Raw genomic sequence first — 16,342 nt, 5'->3', positions numbered from 1 at the left:
CCGCGCGCTCCTGCCGCCCGCGCCCCCATCCTGCCCCCCATGTCCGACCACCTCACCCCCTCCGTTCCTACTCCCGCCGCCGCTTCGGTTGCCGCGATCGACGACAACCAGCTCATCACCGAACGGCGCGAAAAGCTCAAGGCGCTCCGTGCCGCCCAGGCCAATGGGAAGGGTGTCGCCTTTCCGAACGACTTCAAACCCGCCGATCGCGCCGCCGCGCTGATCGCCAGGCACGGCGAAACACCGTCCGATGTGCTCGAAGCCACGCCCATCGCCGTCAGTGTGGCAGGGCGCATGATGCTGAAGCGCGTGATGGGCAAGGCCAGCTTCGCGACCCTCCAGGACGCCACCGGGCGCATCCAGCTCTACATCACGCGCGACGCGGTCGGCGAGGAGGCGTATGCCGAGTTCAAGCACTGGGACCTCGGGGACATCGTCGGCGCCGAGGGCTCGGCCTTCAAGACCAAGACCGGAGAACTTTCGGTCAAGGTCACGAAGCTGCGGCTGCTGACCAAGAGCCTGCGCCCGCTGCCGGACAAGTTCCACGGCATGGCGGACCAGGAGCAAAAGTACCGCCAGCGTTATGTCGACCTGATCACCGACTCGGCCGCGCGCGAGCGATTCGCCGCGCGCAGCCGCGCCGTGAGCGCCCTGCGCGAGTTCATGGTGGCGAACGACTTCCTCGAAGTCGAGACGCCCATGCTGCATCCCATCCCGGGCGGCGCGAACGCCAAGCCGTTCAAGACACACCACAACGCGCTGGACCAGGAAATGTTCCTGCGGATCGCGCCCGAGCTTTATCTCAAGCGCCTGATCGTCGGCGGCTTCGAACGCGTTTTCGAGATAAACCGGAGCTACCGCAACGAAGGCATCTCGGTGCGGCACAACCCCGAGTTCACGATGATGGAGTTCTACGCGGCCTACTGGAACTACCGCGACCTGATGGACTTCACCGAAACGCTGATCCGCACGATCGCCGACAAGGCGGTGGGCACGCAGCAACTGAGCTACCAGGGCAAGGCCGTCGACCTGAGCCAGCCCTTCGAGCGGCTCACGATCCGCGAGGCGATCGTCAAGCACACCGATGCCGGCACCAACGTCGATGACGCCACCTGGCTCGTCAACGCGCTGCGCAAGATCGGTCTGAGCGAGGAAAAGGACAAGCTCTCGCAGCGCAGCCTCGCGAGCCTGCAGGTGATGTATTTCGAGGAAACGGTCGAAGAGAAGCTCTGGCAGCCGACCTTCATCATGGAGCACCCGACCGAGATCTCGCCCCTGGCACGCGCGAACGACGAGCGCCCGGAAGTGACGGAGCGGTTCGAGCTCTACATCACCGGCCGCGAGTTCGGCAACGGTTTCAGCGAGCTCAACGATGCCGAGGACCAGGCCGCTCGCTTCAACGCGCAGGTCGCGGCCAAGGACAGTGGCGACGACGAGGCCATGTACTACGACCATGACTTCGTGCGCGCGCTGGAATACGGCATGCCCCCGACCGGCGGCTGCGGCATCGGCATCGACCGCCTGATGATGCTGTTGACCGACTCGCCAAGCATCCGCGACGTGATCCTGTTCCCGGCGCTGCGCAAGGAATCTTGAACACGCGCAGGCCCGCGATCGGGATCGACTTCGGCACCTCGAACTCCGCTGTCGCCTTCGTGGCCGACGACGGGCTCGCGCGGCCGCTTTCGCTGGAAGGCCCCGCCGCGGCGATCCCGACGGCCCTCTTCTTCAATGCCGAGGATCGGAGCACGCACTACGGACGCGATGCGATCGCGCAGTACCTGTCGGGTACCGAAGGCCGACTCATGCGATCGCTCAAGAGCCTGCTCGGCAGTTCGCTCATGCAGGAGCAGACCGAAGTCCTCAACGAGCGGGTCAGCTTCGAGGACATCATCACCCTCTTCCTGTCGGAGCTCGGTGCGCGTGCCCGCAAGCAGCTGGGCGCGCAACTGGGCCGGGTGGTCATCGGCCGCCCGGTCCGCTTCGTCGATGATGACGAACAACGCGACAGGCTGGCCCAGGACACCCTGCGCCGAGCCGCGCTGAATGCGGGGCTCGGCGACGTCGAATTCCAGTACGAACCGATCGCGGCCGCCTTCGACTACGAGCGTCGCGTGACGCGCGAATCGCTGGTGCTGATCGTCGACATCGGCGGCGGCACCTCCGACTTCACCGTGGTGCGCCTCGGTCCCGAACGCACGGCGAGTGCCGATCGCACGAGCGACGTATTGGCAACCACGGGCGTTCACATCGGCGGCACCGATTACGACCAACGGCTCAGCCTGGAATGCGTGATGCCGCATCTCGGCTTCCGGCACATCGGGCCGCAGGGACGCGAAGTTCCCAGTCGGACCTTTTTCGACCTGTCGTCCTGGCACCTGATCAACTGGCTCTATGCACCGAAGGCGATCCGGCAGGTGCAGGAGTTGCGCACGAACTATCTCGACACGCGTTTGCATGATCGCCTCATGAACGTGCTCGTCGAACGGCAGGGGCACCGCATCGCCAGCGAGGTCGAAGAGGCCAAGATCCGCACTTCCATGACGAACGGCGCGGTCGAGATCGACCTGTCCTTCGCCGAGACTGGGCTGGGCGCGGCGCTCGGCGCCGATGAACTCGCACGACACCTCGCCGGATTGCTCGACAGCGTGATCGCCTGCGCACGCGACTGCGTCCGACGCGCGGACCTCACGGGCGGAAAGCTCGACGCGATCTACCTCACCGGCGGCTCATCCGCATTGCGACCATTCCAGAGCGCCTTGCGGGCCGCGTTCCCCGGCACGGATCTGGTCGAAGGCGATCTGTTCGGTGGCGTCGCGGCCGGCCTGGCCTACGCCGCCAACGCGCGGACGCCACAGCTCGCATGAAGTACCTCGCCGCGTATCCCGCGGCGCTGCGCGCCCAGGTCGAGCAGCTTGTCGTCCAGGGACGCTTGGGCGAATGGCTGCAGAAGCGGTACGGCAGCATGCATGGCATCCGCACCGACCGCGCGCTCTACGACTACGTGAACGAGCTCAAGGGACAGTTCATGCGGAACGCCGAGCCGCTCTCCAAGGTGGCCTTCGACAACAAGCTCCACGTGATCCGCAATGCCCTCGGCACCCATACGACCGTTTCGCGCGTCCAAGGCAGCAAGCTGAAATCGAAGTGCGAAATCCGCGTGGCGAGCCTGTTCAAGGAAGTGCCGATCGAGTGGTTGCGCATGATCGTCGTGCATGAGCTCGCGCACATGAAGGAGCGCGAGCATGACAAGGCCTTTTACCAACTCTGCGCGCACATGGAGCCGGACTACCTCCAGCTGGAGTTCGATTTGCGCCTGTACCTGACGCACCTCGACGGCGGTGGCGAGCGGCTCTGGTCGGCCGCCGCCTGAGACAGGCCTAGGGTCTGGGCAACATCTCGACAGCGCGTCGATACGCGGGCGACTGCATCAACGCCGCCCAGTCCGACGCGGGTGTCCGCGGCAGAAGACTTCGCCTGCGCAGTTCGCTGGCCTCGCTCGGTGTCCACCGGCCGTTGCGCTGCGCCGCGGCGAGCCCGTCAAGCAGCTCGTCGAGCGCGGTGCCCTCGCCAACGCTCTGGTTGCACAGCAGGGCGAGGTCGCAGCCCGCTTCCAGGGCGGCGAGCGCGGCGTCCGTGAAGCTCAACAACTCACCCTTCACGCGGCGCGCGGCCTCCATGCTGAGGTCATCACTGAACACGGCGCCGCCGAATGCGAGCTTGCCCCGCAGGATCTGCTGCAGCCATTTCGATGAAAAGCCGGCCGGCCGGTCGTCGACCTTCGGGTAGATCACGTGGGCAGGCATCACGGCAGCCAGTGTGCCGGCCAGCCAGTCGTAGGGGCGCGCGTCGTCGGCAAGGATCGCCTTGAGGCTCCGCCTGTCCACAGGAATGGCCACGTGCGAGTCCGCCTTGACGAAACCGTGTCCCGGGAAATGCTTTCCGCAATTCGCCATGCCCGCCTGCAACAGGCCATGCATCAGGCTCCTGGCGAGCATCGCGACCACGCGCGGATCGCGGTGAAAGCTGCGGTCACCGATGACGCTGCTTTCCCCGTAGTCCAGATCGAGCACCGGCGTGAAGCTGAAATCGACACCGCACGCCCGAAGCTCGGCCGCCAGCACGTGGCCGCAGGCGACAGCGACCTGCGACGCACGCAGGGCATCGCTCATCCAGAGTTCACCGAGCGCGCGCATCGACGGCAGGCGCGTGAAGCTGTCGGTCCGAAAGCGTTGCACGCGTCCGCCTTCATGATCCACGCAGATGAGGAGGTCGGACCGCAGCGCCTTGATCTCGGCGTTGAGGGCGCTCATCTGGACACGGTCGCGCCAATTGCGCGCGAAATGGATCACGCCGCCCACCAGGGGATTGGCGATCCGCCGGCGATCGGCGGCGGTCAGTTCGGTCCCCGCGACGTCGATGATCAGCGGGGCATTCAGGACGTTGTCGGTCATTGTTCCTTGCGCTCGACGACGACGAAGCTCGCCGCGTAGTCGGTTTCGTCAGTCACGGTCACATGGGCGCTCAGGCCCTGCGCGTCAAACCATTCCTTGAGGCCGCCGTGCAGCACGATCACCGGCTTGCCGCTCTTCAGGTTGGCGATCTCGCACAGGCGCCAGCTCATCGGCATGCGCATGCCCATGCCGATGGCTTTGCTGAAGGCCTCCTTGGCCGAGAAACGCGTGGCCAGGTAGCGCAGGCCGCGCTTGGGCCAGCGCGCACTGCGGGCCTGCCAGATCGCGTATTCGGCGTCGCTCAGTACCTTCTGTGCGAAGCGGTCGCCCTGGCGCTCCAGGGTCGCGGCAATGCGCCGCACGTCGCAGATGTCGGTGCCGATGCCGTAGATCACTTGGCTTCGGCGATGCGCTGCAGGTATTCGCGCGTCGCGGCGGTGTAGCCGAGTTCCAGCGCGTCGGCGACGAAGGCATGGCCGATGGACACCTCTCGGACGGCCGGCACGGCACGCAGGAACTCCGTCAGGTTGTCACGGCTCAGGTCGTGCCCCGCGTTGACTTCGAGACCGGCGGCGTGCGCCGCGCGTGCGGCGTCGACGTAGAGCTGCAGGACCGCAACGGCCCTCGCGGTGTCACGGGACGCGGCATAGCCCTCGGTATAGAGCTCGACCCGGTCGGCGCCGACGGCCTTGGCCGCCGCCATCATGTCGGGATTCGGGTCCATGAACAGGCTGACCCGCACGCCAAGCGCGCGTGTCTCGGCGATCAGCGGCCGCAGGCGCTCGGCGTCCTCGGGGAAGTTCCACCCGTGGTCGCTGGTCGACTGCGTTTCGCTGTCAGGCACGAAGGTGGCCTGATGCGGCCGCAACTCTCGCACGTACTCCATCAGGTTGTGAAAAGGGTTGCCCTCGATATTGAACTCCGCCCCCGGCCAATCCTTGCGAAGCAGCACGGAGAGGTCACGGACGTCCTGCGGCCGGATGTGGCGTTCGTCGGGCCGTGGATGCACCGTGATGCCATGTGCCCCGGCATCCAGGCACAGGGCGGCGGCAAAGAGCACGCTGGGGATGCCGAGCGGTCGGGTATTGCGCAGGAGCGCGACCTTGTTGAGATTGACCGACAGCGCGGTGGAATTCAGAAGGCTCATAGGGATTGCAGGTCTCGCATCATCTGCCGCGTACGCAGCGTTGCAACGCCGCAATGGTAGTTGAGCAAGGTGCGCAATTGGGTACGCAATGCGCCGTTGACGCCGGCGCAAGCACGCAAGGTGGCAGCAAAGGGTGCGCGATCGTCGATCGCGGCCTGCAACGCCTGCCAGTCGGCGCCTTTCAGCGCGGCTTCGTCGGCGAGCGCTTCGCGCAATCCGGCCTCCGGCACCAGCGCATACCGCGCGTCGGGCACCAGCGGCGCCAGCGTAGCCGTCTGGGCGTCGAGCGTGGGCAGCAACCCCGCCTCGCGCAGCAGCAACAGTTCGAAGGCGCGCAGCGCGGCCGACTGCGTCGCAGCCTGCGCGCCCGCATGCTCGCTGGCCAGCACCTGCACGACCGCGGCGTAGGCATCGAACAGCGCTTCATGCGGATCGTCGCGCGCCAGCAGGCGCAGCAGGAGTTCGTTGACGTAGTAGCCCGACAGCAGCGCCTCGCCGGTCGGCATGACATGGCCGCCCATCCATTCGGCGCCCTTGAGCGTGCGGATTTCGGCGTCACCGCTGAAGTTCAACTGCAGCGGCTGCAGCGGCAGGAGCACCGGGCGGAAATTGGAACTGGGCCGTTTCGCACCCTTGGCCACGAGTGCAATGCGGCCGTGGTGGCGCGTGAAGGTTTCGAGAATCAGGCTCGATTCGCTCCAGTCATAGCGGTGCAGCACATAGGCCGGCTCGTGCGAAACGCGCTTTATGGCCATACGCCCGGGGCGTGCTCATTCATAGCCGAAGGAGCGGACCCTCGCTTCATCGTCGGCCCATCCGGAACGCACCTTGACCCACAGCTCGATGAAAACCTTGGCGTCCATGAGCTTCTCGAGTTCCTGCCGCGTCTCGGTGCCGATGCGCTTGATGCGCTCGCCCTTGTCGCCGATGACCATCGCCTTGTGGCCGTCGCGCTCGACGACGATGGTCGCGGCGATCCTGAGCAGCCGCTTCTGGCCCTTGCGCGCAGGCGGTTCTTCCTCGAACTTGTCGATGATGACGGTCGAGGTGTAGGGGAGTTCGTCGCCGGTCAGGCGGAACAGTTTCTCGCGCACCATCTCGCTGGCCAGGAACTGTTCGCTGCGGTCGGTGAGCTCGTCCTCCGCGTACCACCAGGCCTGCTCGGGCAAGTACTTCTCGCAGATGCCGAACAGCCGCTCGATGTCTTTCGAGTTCTTGGCCGACATCGGCACGAACTCGGCGAAGGCGTGCTTCTGCTGCATGGTCTGCAGCCAGGGGGCGATGTCGCCACGGCGATGAACGTTGTCCAACTTGTTGGCGATCAGCACCGTTGGAATGCCGGAGCCCAGCAGTTTCAGCACCCGCTCGTCCGCGGGCGTGAAGCTGCCCGCCTCGACCACGAACAGGATCAGGTCCACGTCCGACACCGCGCCCACCACCGTCTTGTTGAGCGACCGGTTCAACGCATTGGCATGCAGGGTCTGGAAGCCCGGCGTGTCGACGAAAACGAACTGCGTGGCACCCAGCGTGCGCATGCCGGTGATCCGGTGCCGCGTGGTCTGCGCCTTGCGCGAAGTGATGCTGATCTTCTGGCCGACCAGGGCGTTCAGCAAAGTCGACTTGCCTACGTTGGGCTTGCCGACGATAGCGACCAGTCCGCAGCGCTGCGCCGGTCGCGCGCCCGGGTCTCCGGCCCCTTCTTCAGGCGCCAGGGGATTGGATTCGATGGGGTCGTTCATGGGGATGCCTTCGCGCCGCGCGCCTTGAGCCGGATCAACATGGCCGCCGCGGCGGCCTGCTCACCGGCGCGGCGCGAGCCGCCGATGCCGCGCTCGCGAAGTCCCAGCTCGGACACCTCGCATTCGACATCGAAAGTCTGCTTGTGGGCCGCGCCGAGCGTTCCAACCACTCGGTAGGCCGGCAACTTCATTTTGTGGCCCTGGAGCCATTCCTGCAATTCGGTTTTCGGATCCTTGGCCACCGCATCCATGCGCGGATTGATCTCGACGGATTCATAGAGACGGTGCACCAGCGCCTGGGTCGCGCCGTAGCCGGCATCGAGGTAGACCGCGCCGATCACCGCTTCCAGCGCATCGGCGAGGATCGACGGTCGATTCTGGCCACCCGAGCGCGACTCGCCTTCTCCCAGGCGCAACAGCGGCGAAAGCGCCAGCTTGAGAGCCAACTGGTGCAGCGTGTCCTGCTTGACCAGATTGGCTCGAACGCGCGAGAGGTCGCCTTCGGGCAATGCCGACAGGCGCGCGTAGAGCAAATGGGACACGCCAAGGTTGAGCACCGAGTCCCCGAGGAATTCAAGCCGCTCATTGTGGTCCGCCGAAAAACTGCGGTGTGTCAGCGCAAGCTGGAGCAGCCGCACGTCCGCGAAAGAATGCTGGAGGCGCGCCTGCAACGCGCCAAGCCCACCCTCGCTCAAAGCGCGCAGGCCGGCGAAGCCTGGCCCGTTCCGGGAGCACCGCGGAACCGGCTCCGCCGGTCCGCCGGTGCTGCCCCCTGCAAGGGGGTGGGCGGCCACACGAAGTGGGCAAGCCTGGGGGTGTGCATCTACTTGGATTGACCCTGGTACTTCAGCAGCAGGAAGGCGGGCCCAAAGAGATGGATTTCTCGATCGTAAGCAAAGGACACAACGACCTTGTCGCCGTCCTTCTTCACGTCGAGATCCTTGCCAGTGACGGACTTGAAGTCGTCGATGGCCTGGGCACGGTCGAAGATGGCGCGGACTTCAGGCACCGTCGTGCCTTCCTTGGCCTTGTTGGCTGCCTTGGTGATCGCCTGGTATTCAATCAACGTGGGAATCACCTGGGCGACGACGACGCCGACACAGGCCAGCACGATGGCGACGAACAGCAGTCCCACGAACGAGATGCCACGCTGTTTATGTCTTGTCTGCTTTGCTCTCATACCCTCTACCCCTCGAATGAAAATCCCGAATACTTATTGGAATCCGCCGATGCGCTTGAAATTGCCGAAATTCATCCAGACCAGGAAGGCTTTGCCGACGATGTTCTGGTCGGGGACGAATCCCCAATAGCGCGAGTCCAGGGAATTGTCCCGGTTGTCACCCATCATGAAATAGTGGCCTTCAGGCACCTTGCACACCACGCCTTCAACACTGTAGCGGCAATTTTCCTGGAACGGGAAGGGCATGATCTCCGCTTCGGACAACCCCGCACGGCGGCTGTCGTCATTTAGCAATTTATGCTCCTTGCCGCCCAGGTTTTCTGTGTATTGCTTGAGGTAGCGCATCGCCTCCTCGTCGAAATACTCGGGGATTGCATCCTTGCTCACCGGCTGGCCGTTGATGGTGAGCTTCTTGTTGAGATAAGCCACCTCGTCACCCGGCACGCCGATCACACGCTTGATGTAGTCCATGCTCGGCTTGGGCGGATAGCGGAAGACCATCACATCGCCCCTTGCCGGCGGCCGGCCTTCAGTGATCTTGGTATTGATGACCGGCAAGCGAAGACCGTAGACGAACTTGTTCACCAGGATCAGGTCGCCGGTGAGCAAGGTCGGCATCATGGAGCCGGACGGAATCTTGAAGGGCTCGAACAGGAACGAGCGCAGCAGGAACACGGCCAGGATGACCGGGAACAGGCCGGCGGTCCAATCCAGCCACCAGGGCTGCATGACCAGGCGTTCGCGCGCCTTGGTGTCCACGGTATCGACCTGCGTGATGCCCTGCCTGGCCAGTTCCTCGCGGCGTTGCGCCAGCGAGGCGTCGAGCGCTTCGGCGGCGCGCCGACGCTTCGGCAGGAAATAGAAGCGTTCGGCCACCCAATAGATGCCGGTGACGACCGTCGCGAGAAACAACAGCAGCGCGAAGTTGCCTTCGACTGCGCCGAAATACCAGGCGCCGATGTAGCCGACAAAGGCCGCGAGGATGAGTGAAGTGAGGAATGCCATCTTTTAGTCTTCGACCTGCAGGATGGCGAGGAAGGCCTCTTGCGGGACCTCGACCGAGCCGATCTGCTTCATTCTTTTTTTGCCCGCCTTCTGCTTTTCGAGCAGTTTCTTCTTGCGGGTGATATCGCCGCCGTAGCACTTGGCGAGCACGTTCTTGCGGAGGGCCTTGATTGTCTCACGCGCAATGATGTTGACCCCGATCGCGGCCTGGATCGCGACGTCGAACATCTGGCGGGAAATGATTTCGCGCATCTTGGAAACCACCGCCCGGCCGCGGTACTGGCTTTGGCTGCGGTGCACGATGATCGACAGCGCATCGACTTTCTCGCCGTTGAGCAGGATATCGACCTTGACGACGTCCGACGCGCGGTATTCCTTGAATTCGTAATCCATCGAGGCATAGCCGCGGCTGACCGACTTCAGTTTGTCGAAGAAGTCGAGCACGATCTCGCCGAGCGGCATCTCGTAGGTCAGCATGACCTGCCGCCCGTGGTAGGCCATGTTCATCTGCACGCCACGCTTCTGGTTGGCGAGCGTCATGACGGCACCGACGTATTCCTGCGGCATATAGAGATGCACCGTGACGATCGGCTCGCGGATCTCGGCCATCTTGCCGACGTCGGGCATCTTGGAGGGGTTCTCCACCATGATCACTTCGCCGTCGTTCTTCATGACCTGGTAGACCACGCTCGGCGCGGTCGTGATCAGGTCCTGATCGAACTCGCGTTCGAGCCGCTCCTGCACGATCTCCATGTGCAGCAGGCCGAGGAAGCCGCAGCGGAAGCCGAAGCCCAGCGCCTGCGACACCTCCGGCTCGTAGTGCAGGGACGAATCGTTGAGCTTGAGCTTTTCAAGCGCGTCGCGCAGCGAGTCGTACTCGCTCGCCTCGGTCGGATAGAGGCCGGCAAAGACCTGCGGCTGGATTTCCTTGAAGCCGGGCAAGGCTTCGGTCGCGGTGGCAGCGGCACCACCGGTTCCGGACTTGATCAGGGTGACCGTGTCGCCGACCTTCGCGGCCTGCAGTTCCTTGATGCCGGCAATGATGAAGCCCACTTCGCCGGCTTCGAGCGATTGGCGCACCTCGGTTGCCGGCGTGAAGACGCCGAGGTTGTCGGCGTTGTAGGTGGCGCCCGAAGCCATCATCTTGATGCGCTCGCCCTTCGCGAGGCGGCCATCGACCACACGCACGAGCATCACGACGCCGACGTAGGCATCGAACCAGCTGTCGATGATCATCGCGCGCAGCGCCGCGTCGGGATTGCCACGTGGAGCGGGCACCTTCGCCACGATGGCTTCGAGAATCTCGTCGATGCCCATGCCCGTCTTCGCAGAGCAAGGGATCGCATCGGCCGCATCGATGCCGATCACATCTTCGATCTCTGCCTTCGCGTTCTCGGGATCTGCTTGCGGCAGATCCATCTTGTTGAGCACCGGCACCACTTCGACACCGAGGTCGAGTGCCGTATAGCAGTTGGCAACGGTCTGCGCTTCGACGCCCTGGCTTGCATCGACAACGAGCAATGCGCCTTCGCATGCAGAGAGAGAGCGACTCACTTCGTACGAGAAGTCGACGTGGCCCGGTGTGTCGATCAGATTGAGGTTGTAGACCTGCCCATCTTGCGCCTTGTAGTGCAGCGCGGCGGTCTGTGCCTTGATGGTTATCCCACGCTCTTTCTCGATCTCCATCGAGTCGAGCACCTGCGCTTCCATCTCACGTTCGGCAAGGCCACCGCAACGTTGAATCAAGCGATCCGCAAGCGTCGACTTGCCGTGATCGATGTGCGCAATGATCGAAAAATTTCTGATGTGATTCATCAACGGGAACGCTTAAGTACTTGAATTGGCTCGTACGCAGAAGGCGACAGGCAAGAAAAAAGGGCGCGTCCACAAGAGACGCGCCCTGAACCAACAAGCAATGGCAACTGCAGTAGTTGGAACTTCATTGTAGGCAAAAAGGGGGGCGCGTACAGCCGGGCCGGAGCCCTGGAACGGTCGTTGCAGGTCAGCAACATGACACTTATGAACAGCTTATCAACAAGAACGGTGGACCGATTCCTTAACAACTTGTGGGCGAACTGTGGAGCGCCGGTGGATGGATAACTTGAATCTCGCATCGTGAAGCCCCTGAACCCGCTTATGCGTGTAGTGCGGGTCGGCGAAGCTCTATTCTACCGAAAACCATCATTAGGCGATCCGAAAGTTAGTAGTCACAAACCAAAATCGCAGCACTTCGACTCCAAAAAAATTTCATCGCGTTGCTGTCCGGGCGCGACAAATGCTCAAAAAATAGGCCCCAAACCCGACTGGCGGGTGGGGCCACTTGACGCATCGCGCCCGTTCAGCGTGCGGGGCGGATCAGGGCGTATTGCGCCCAGTCCCCCCGCCGGAACAGGAGGCTGACAGGCTTGCTCTTGTCGGTCTTGGCAAGAGCGGCGTCGAACTCCTTGACGTTGGCGATCTCCGTATTGCTGACCGCCAGAACGACGTCCCCCTCGCGCAGGCCAGCCCGTGCAGCCGCATCCGTGGCCGCGTCGATCCTCACGCCACCCTTGACCTTGAACTCCTTCTTCTGCAGTTCAGTGAGGTCGCTGAGCACGAGCCCCATGGACTTCGCAGCGGCCGATGGCGACTTGCTGGCCGGCTCCTCCCGATCGGCCGTGCGCTTGGCAGGCTTGTCGGGTTCGATCTCGGCGATGGTCACATTCAGATCGCGCGAATTGCCGCGCCGGAATACCGTAACCGAGCTCTTTGTACCCGGCTTGGTGTTCCCGACAAGGCGCGGCAAGTCACTAGGCTTCTCGATGGACTTGCCATCGAACTTGGTGATGATGTCGCCCGGCTCGATACCCGCCTTCTCGCCCGGCGACCCGGTCTCGACGCCGCGCACGAGCGCGCCCTGGGCCTTGCCGAGGCCGATCGATTCGGCCACGTCCTTCGTGACCTGGTCGATCTGCACGCCGATGCGCCCGCGCGACACGCGCCCGAGCTGCCGCAGTTGGTCGCTCACGCGAATGGCCTCGTCGATCGGAATCGAGAACGAGATGCCCATGAAGCCGCCGGACCGCGAATAGATCTGGCTGTTGATCCCGACCACCTCGCCACGCATGTTGATCAGCGGGCCGCCCGAGTTCCCGGGGTTGATGGCAACGTCGGTCTGGATGAAGGGAAGGTAATCGCCGGTGTCTCGCTGCTTGGCGCTCACGATGCCGGCCGTGACCGTGTTTTCGAGCCCGAACGGAGAGCCGATCGCCATCACCCATTCGCCGACGCGCAGCTTGGACACGTCGCCCACCTTCACCGCCGGCAGGCCGGTAGCGTCGATCTTCACGACGGCGACATCCGTGCGCTTGTCGGCGCCGATGATCTTCGCCTTGAACTCGCGCTTGTCAGGCAAGGTCACCAGCACCTCGGAAGCCCCGTCGACCACGTGCGCATTGGTCATGACGAAGCCATCGGGCGACAGAATGAAGCCGGAGCCGACACCGCGGGGACGCTCTTCCTCCTGTGGTTGCTGGGGCCGGTTCGGGCGCGGGCCCTGGCGGGGAACGCCGGGCATCGGCTGACCGAAGAAGCGACGGAAGAAGTCCTGCATCTCCTCGTCCATCTCGCCGTTGCTGCTCCCCTGCGTCACTTTCTCGACCGTACGGATGTTGACCACCGCAGGCCCGACCTGGTCGACCAGATCGGTGAAATCAGGCAATACGCGCGCCTGCGCGTAAGCAGGCGTCGCAGGCACGAGCGCGGCTGTCGAAGCGACCGCCACGGCGCAGGCCAGGAGACATGAACGGAATGTGTTCCTCTCGATCTTGAACATCATCAGCTTCTTTCGTTGAGACTTGAACCAGGACAAAGACACTTCTGAGAACGCTCCCGGCGACGCGCAGGCGACGGAGCTTCGGACTACCGACTCACCGTGCACGCGCCAGACTCTGGGCGAACGCATCGAGTGTTTGCGGGGGAACTTCGCCGACCGCAGTCAACCACCAATCCCCGTCCTTGTCGACCAGGCGACGGGTTAGCGTGTAGGTGGCGCCCAATGCAAGAAGGACTTCACGGGGTTTGCGCTGTGCGTCGTAAGGCTCGACGAAAAGCGAGACAGAGGCAAGTCCGTCAGAAAACGTCCACTGCATGGTATGGCCCTGCGCATCGTTGCCCAGCGGGCGCCGATAGCAATTGACGGGCTTGAAACCCGCAACGGGCGACTTGAGCGACCAACCTTCGCGCTGAGCCGATGTCCGCTCGAGCTCGGACTTCTCGACACGATAGCCCGCAGTGCTCCCCATCATCTGACTGAGGGCATGCGTCCGGACGGGTGCGTCGAGTTGAAGCTCCGAGAAGGCCGACTGCTCGATCACCTTGTTTTCGCCGTCGATGGTCTGCAATTTGACGACCAGACCCGAGCGACGCTCGCTCCATACTCGATAGCCGAATCGCAAGCTGTCGCGAGGTTCGAGTTGCACCACGTCGGTGTCGAAGCCCGCGACCCTGTCCTTGCCGACGACGCGAACGCCGTAGAGATCGCCAATGGAGGAGTCGGGGTTGCCCTGCAGGTTGGGAAACAACTCCAGGTTTTCACGCTTCTCGCTCTTGACGACTTTCGATTCCGGCAAGAAGGTCACGACCTTGTCGTTGCGCCTGAAAGTCGACCGAGGTGGGCCCGACAAGGCCTCGATGCGCTCCATCTGCAGATCGCCCTCGGACACATGCCAGATGCGGGCGCTGGAAAGCGTGCCCGTCGAAGCCGAGACGACGAAAGTGCCGATGTAACTGCGCTGGCGGGAAGCCGCATGCATGCGCTGAAGCCATTCGACCACGCTCAAGGTCGGCGCTTCGCCGCTCGTCGCATTGGGAGGACCGGGCGTCTTTGGAGGCAACGGAGCGGTCCGACTCTGAGCAATGGCGGCCTGAGCCACGCAGAAGGCCACCATCAGGGTCAAGAATCCACGCACGGAGATCGGCATCGGAACGATCATCAAAACATCTGCAAATGCGCGATCAGCGCGACGGCCTCTCGAAGGTCGCGTTGCGCAGGAAGCCCGAAGGCATCTGCGACGCGCCACCGGCTTGCTGGTGCGCCTCGAGCAACTGGTCCAGGCGCGGGTCACGGAGCATGATCTGAGGGTTGCCGTTTCCGATGATGACCCTGGTCGGCGTCAGCGCCTGGGGGGGCTGGGGTTGCACGGCGGTGGCCACGACGGTTGGAGCGGCCGGCTGAATGGCGGCCAGCTGTGCGCTTGGTGCTGCGGGGCCGCCCGTGCCGACCCAGTTCCAGCCAATGGCCGCCGCCGCGGCCAGCGATGCAGCGCCGGCAACCAGCTTCCAGCGAAACACGGGTTCATTGGCGGCCTCGACGCGCCGCTGTACCGGCGTCGCCTCCGAAAGCACCGGGGTCAAGGACGGCACCATCGGCTCAGCGGCAAGCCGCCCCTGAAGCCGGGAAACAAAGAGCGACGTGTCGCTGCACGTCGCGTGGACGCCTGAACGCAGCACGTCCCCCACCAAATGATAGGTATGCCATGTCGCGCGCAGATCATCGTCCGCACAAACCTTGCCGATGACCTGTGCGAACTCGTCGTCTCGTAAATGGCCGTCGGCGAGCGCCGAGACCTGTTCGTGGACCGTGTTTGTGTTGTTCATTTCATTCACCTGCTTACCAACGCTTGCCTGACTGGTTGTCCAGCAAGGGCTTGACCCGGGCCGAAATGGCTTCGCGGGCACGGAAAATCCGCGACCGCACCGTGCCGATCGGACAATTCATGACCTCGGCAATCTCTTCGTAGCTCATGCCCTCGATCTCGCGCAAGGTCACCGCCTGCCTCAGTTCGGCAGGTAGCGCTTCCATCGCTGCCTCGACGGCCGCCGCTATTTCATTGGCAGCCATCACGGATTCGGGGGTCTCGTCGCTGATTGGTTCGTTTCCGGGCCGGTAAGTTTCATCTTCGTCTTCGGAAGAAGAACGCAGGGCGCTCTCGGAAACCGTCGGGTCGCGTTTCATGTCGACCAACGCCTTCTTGGCCGTGTTGACGGCGATCCGATAGAGCCAGGTGTAGAACTGGGCCTCGCCACGAAACTGGTGCAGGGCCCGGTAGGCACGGATGAAGGTCTCCTGGGCGATGTCCTCGACCAGGTTCACATCTCGAACCATGCGGCCGATGAGCCGTTCGATCCGGCGCTGGTACTTGATGACTAGCAGTTCGAACGCCTTTTGGTCGCCTGCGACGGTGCGCTGGACGAGTTGGAAATCGACCTCGCCCGGCCTCGCTCCCGCTGCGGGCGCATCGGTCAGACCGGCGTCCGGTGGCACCGGAGGTAACGAAGTTGTCATGAGGAGAAATGATGCACGTCGGCGGCGTCCGAGTTCGACTTTCGGGCGGTCGACGCGGCCAGCGGCGCGCGCGAATATAGCGCACGCCGCAAATCGCGCCAGGTTTCCGGCTTGGCTTGCCGCTCGACCCAGATCCAATGCCGAGGCCGGCCCGGCTGTGTCAGGCAAACCAGCAGCAGGGATTGCAGGTCAAGCGCCGCGCTAGCCCCGGCCGATCGAAGTGCGACGCTGCCAGTGAGCGACCAGTCCTGACCATCAAAGCTCAGCTCGGCGGGATCCGCGCGTCGAAGGGCGCCTGCCCATGCGGCGATAGCCGCTACAACAGTACTGAGCGCCAGGATCCCGTCGCGCCAGTCGATACGATCAACTTGGACGCAAGCAACGGAAACGCCGCAGACGCCAAGAGCCCAAAGAACCAGCAGAAGGCGCTCCGCATAGCGAGAACGCCCCACCGGAAAGTTCACCGATGGGGCGCTGTGCATGAGACGGGAA

At 63.7% G+C, this 16,342-nt stretch carries 17 protein-coding genes; 3 read left to right on the top strand and 14 right to left on the bottom strand.

Features of this window, described 5'->3' with window-relative positions:
- Positions 1-39: 39 nt before the first annotated feature.
- The 3 genes from lysS to AC1D3B_RS23180 are packed head-to-tail and all read left to right on the top strand — an operon-like array spanning position 40 to position 3,373.
- Positions 40-1,596, top strand: coding sequence for a lysine--tRNA ligase (gene lysS / locus AC1D3B_RS23190; protein ID WP_478193022.1), 1,557 nt, complete (start codon positions 40-42; stop codon positions 1,594-1,596).
- Positions 1,590-2,867, top strand: a complete 1,278-nt coding sequence (locus tag AC1D3B_RS23185) for an Hsp70 family protein (protein WP_478193040.1) — start codon at positions 1,590-1,592, stop codon at positions 2,865-2,867. Before lysS ends, AC1D3B_RS23185 begins: the two co-directional genes overlap by 7 nt.
- A complete protein-coding gene (locus AC1D3B_RS23180; protein WP_478193021.1) occupies positions 2,864-3,373 on the top strand; it encodes a M48 metallopeptidase family protein in 510 nt (169 codons plus the stop codon). Before AC1D3B_RS23185 ends, AC1D3B_RS23180 begins: the two co-directional genes overlap by 4 nt.
- Before the next feature lie 7 nt (positions 3,374-3,380).
- Here the strand turns inward: AC1D3B_RS23180 and nagZ are convergent, their stop codons facing one another.
- From nagZ to AC1D3B_RS23110, 14 genes are all read right to left on the bottom strand, one after another.
- Entirely contained in the window at positions 3,381-4,454 is a 1,074-nt protein-coding gene (gene nagZ / locus AC1D3B_RS23175) for a beta-N-acetylhexosaminidase (protein WP_478193020.1), read from the bottom strand.
- A complete protein-coding gene (acpS, locus tag AC1D3B_RS23170) occupies positions 4,451-4,849 on the bottom strand; it encodes a holo-ACP synthase (RefSeq protein ID WP_478193019.1) in 399 nt (132 codons plus the stop codon). Before acpS ends, nagZ begins: the two co-directional genes overlap by 4 nt.
- Positions 4,846-5,601, bottom strand: a complete 756-nt coding sequence (locus AC1D3B_RS23165; RefSeq protein ID WP_478193018.1) for a pyridoxine 5'-phosphate synthase — start codon at positions 5,599-5,601, stop codon at positions 4,846-4,848. Before AC1D3B_RS23165 ends, acpS begins: the two co-directional genes overlap by 4 nt.
- Positions 5,598-6,356: a DNA repair protein RecO gene (gene recO / locus AC1D3B_RS23160; RefSeq protein WP_478193017.1), complete on the bottom strand. Its 759-nt coding sequence runs from the start codon at positions 6,354-6,356 to the stop codon at positions 5,598-5,600. Before recO ends, AC1D3B_RS23165 begins: the two co-directional genes overlap by 4 nt.
- Before the next feature lie 15 nt (positions 6,357-6,371).
- A complete protein-coding gene (gene era, locus AC1D3B_RS23155) occupies positions 6,372-7,340 on the bottom strand; it encodes a GTPase Era (protein ID WP_478193016.1) in 969 nt (322 codons plus the stop codon).
- A complete protein-coding gene (rnc, locus tag AC1D3B_RS23150) occupies positions 7,337-8,035 on the bottom strand; it encodes a ribonuclease III (protein WP_478193015.1) in 699 nt (232 codons plus the stop codon). Before rnc ends, era begins: the two co-directional genes overlap by 4 nt.
- Positions 8,036-8,163: 128 nt before the next feature.
- On the bottom strand, positions 8,164-8,520 hold the full coding sequence (locus tag AC1D3B_RS23145; protein WP_478193014.1) for a DUF4845 domain-containing protein: 357 nt from the start codon (positions 8,518-8,520) through the stop codon (positions 8,164-8,166).
- Positions 8,521-8,553: 33 nt separating this feature from the next.
- Positions 8,554-9,525, bottom strand: coding sequence for a signal peptidase I (lepB, locus tag AC1D3B_RS23140; RefSeq protein WP_478193013.1), 972 nt, complete (start codon positions 9,523-9,525; stop codon positions 8,554-8,556).
- Positions 9,526-9,528: 3 nt separating this feature from the next.
- A complete protein-coding gene (gene lepA, locus AC1D3B_RS23135) occupies positions 9,529-11,340 on the bottom strand; it encodes a translation elongation factor 4 (RefSeq protein WP_478193012.1) in 1,812 nt (603 codons plus the stop codon).
- Positions 11,341-11,863: 523 nt separating this feature from the next.
- A complete protein-coding gene (locus AC1D3B_RS23130) occupies positions 11,864-13,342 on the bottom strand; it encodes a DegQ family serine endoprotease (protein WP_478193011.1) in 1,479 nt (492 codons plus the stop codon).
- A gap of 91 nt (positions 13,343-13,433) precedes the next feature.
- Positions 13,434-14,498 carry a MucB/RseB C-terminal domain-containing protein gene (locus AC1D3B_RS23125; protein ID WP_478193010.1) on the bottom strand — a complete coding sequence of 355 codons (1,065 nt, stop codon included), beginning with the start codon at positions 14,496-14,498 and terminating at the stop codon, positions 13,434-13,436.
- Positions 14,499-14,520: 22 nt separating this feature from the next.
- Positions 14,521-15,162: a sigma-E factor negative regulatory protein gene (locus AC1D3B_RS23120; RefSeq protein ID WP_478193009.1), complete on the bottom strand. Its 642-nt coding sequence runs from the start codon at positions 15,160-15,162 to the stop codon at positions 14,521-14,523.
- A 13-nt stretch (positions 15,163-15,175) separates the two neighbouring features.
- On the bottom strand, positions 15,176-15,850 hold the full coding sequence (gene rpoE / locus AC1D3B_RS23115) for an RNA polymerase sigma factor RpoE (protein WP_478193008.1): 675 nt from the start codon (positions 15,848-15,850) through the stop codon (positions 15,176-15,178).
- Positions 15,847-16,332, bottom strand: coding sequence for a hypothetical protein (locus tag AC1D3B_RS23110; RefSeq protein WP_478193007.1), 486 nt, complete (start codon positions 16,330-16,332; stop codon positions 15,847-15,849). Before AC1D3B_RS23110 ends, rpoE begins: the two co-directional genes overlap by 4 nt.
- Positions 16,333-16,342: the final 10 nt, after the last annotated feature.

Source organism: Variovorax sp. P5_A3 (assembly GCF_056400665.1).
Note: the sequence above shows the minus strand (reverse complement) of the source record. Positions and strands in the feature narration are given on the sequence as shown.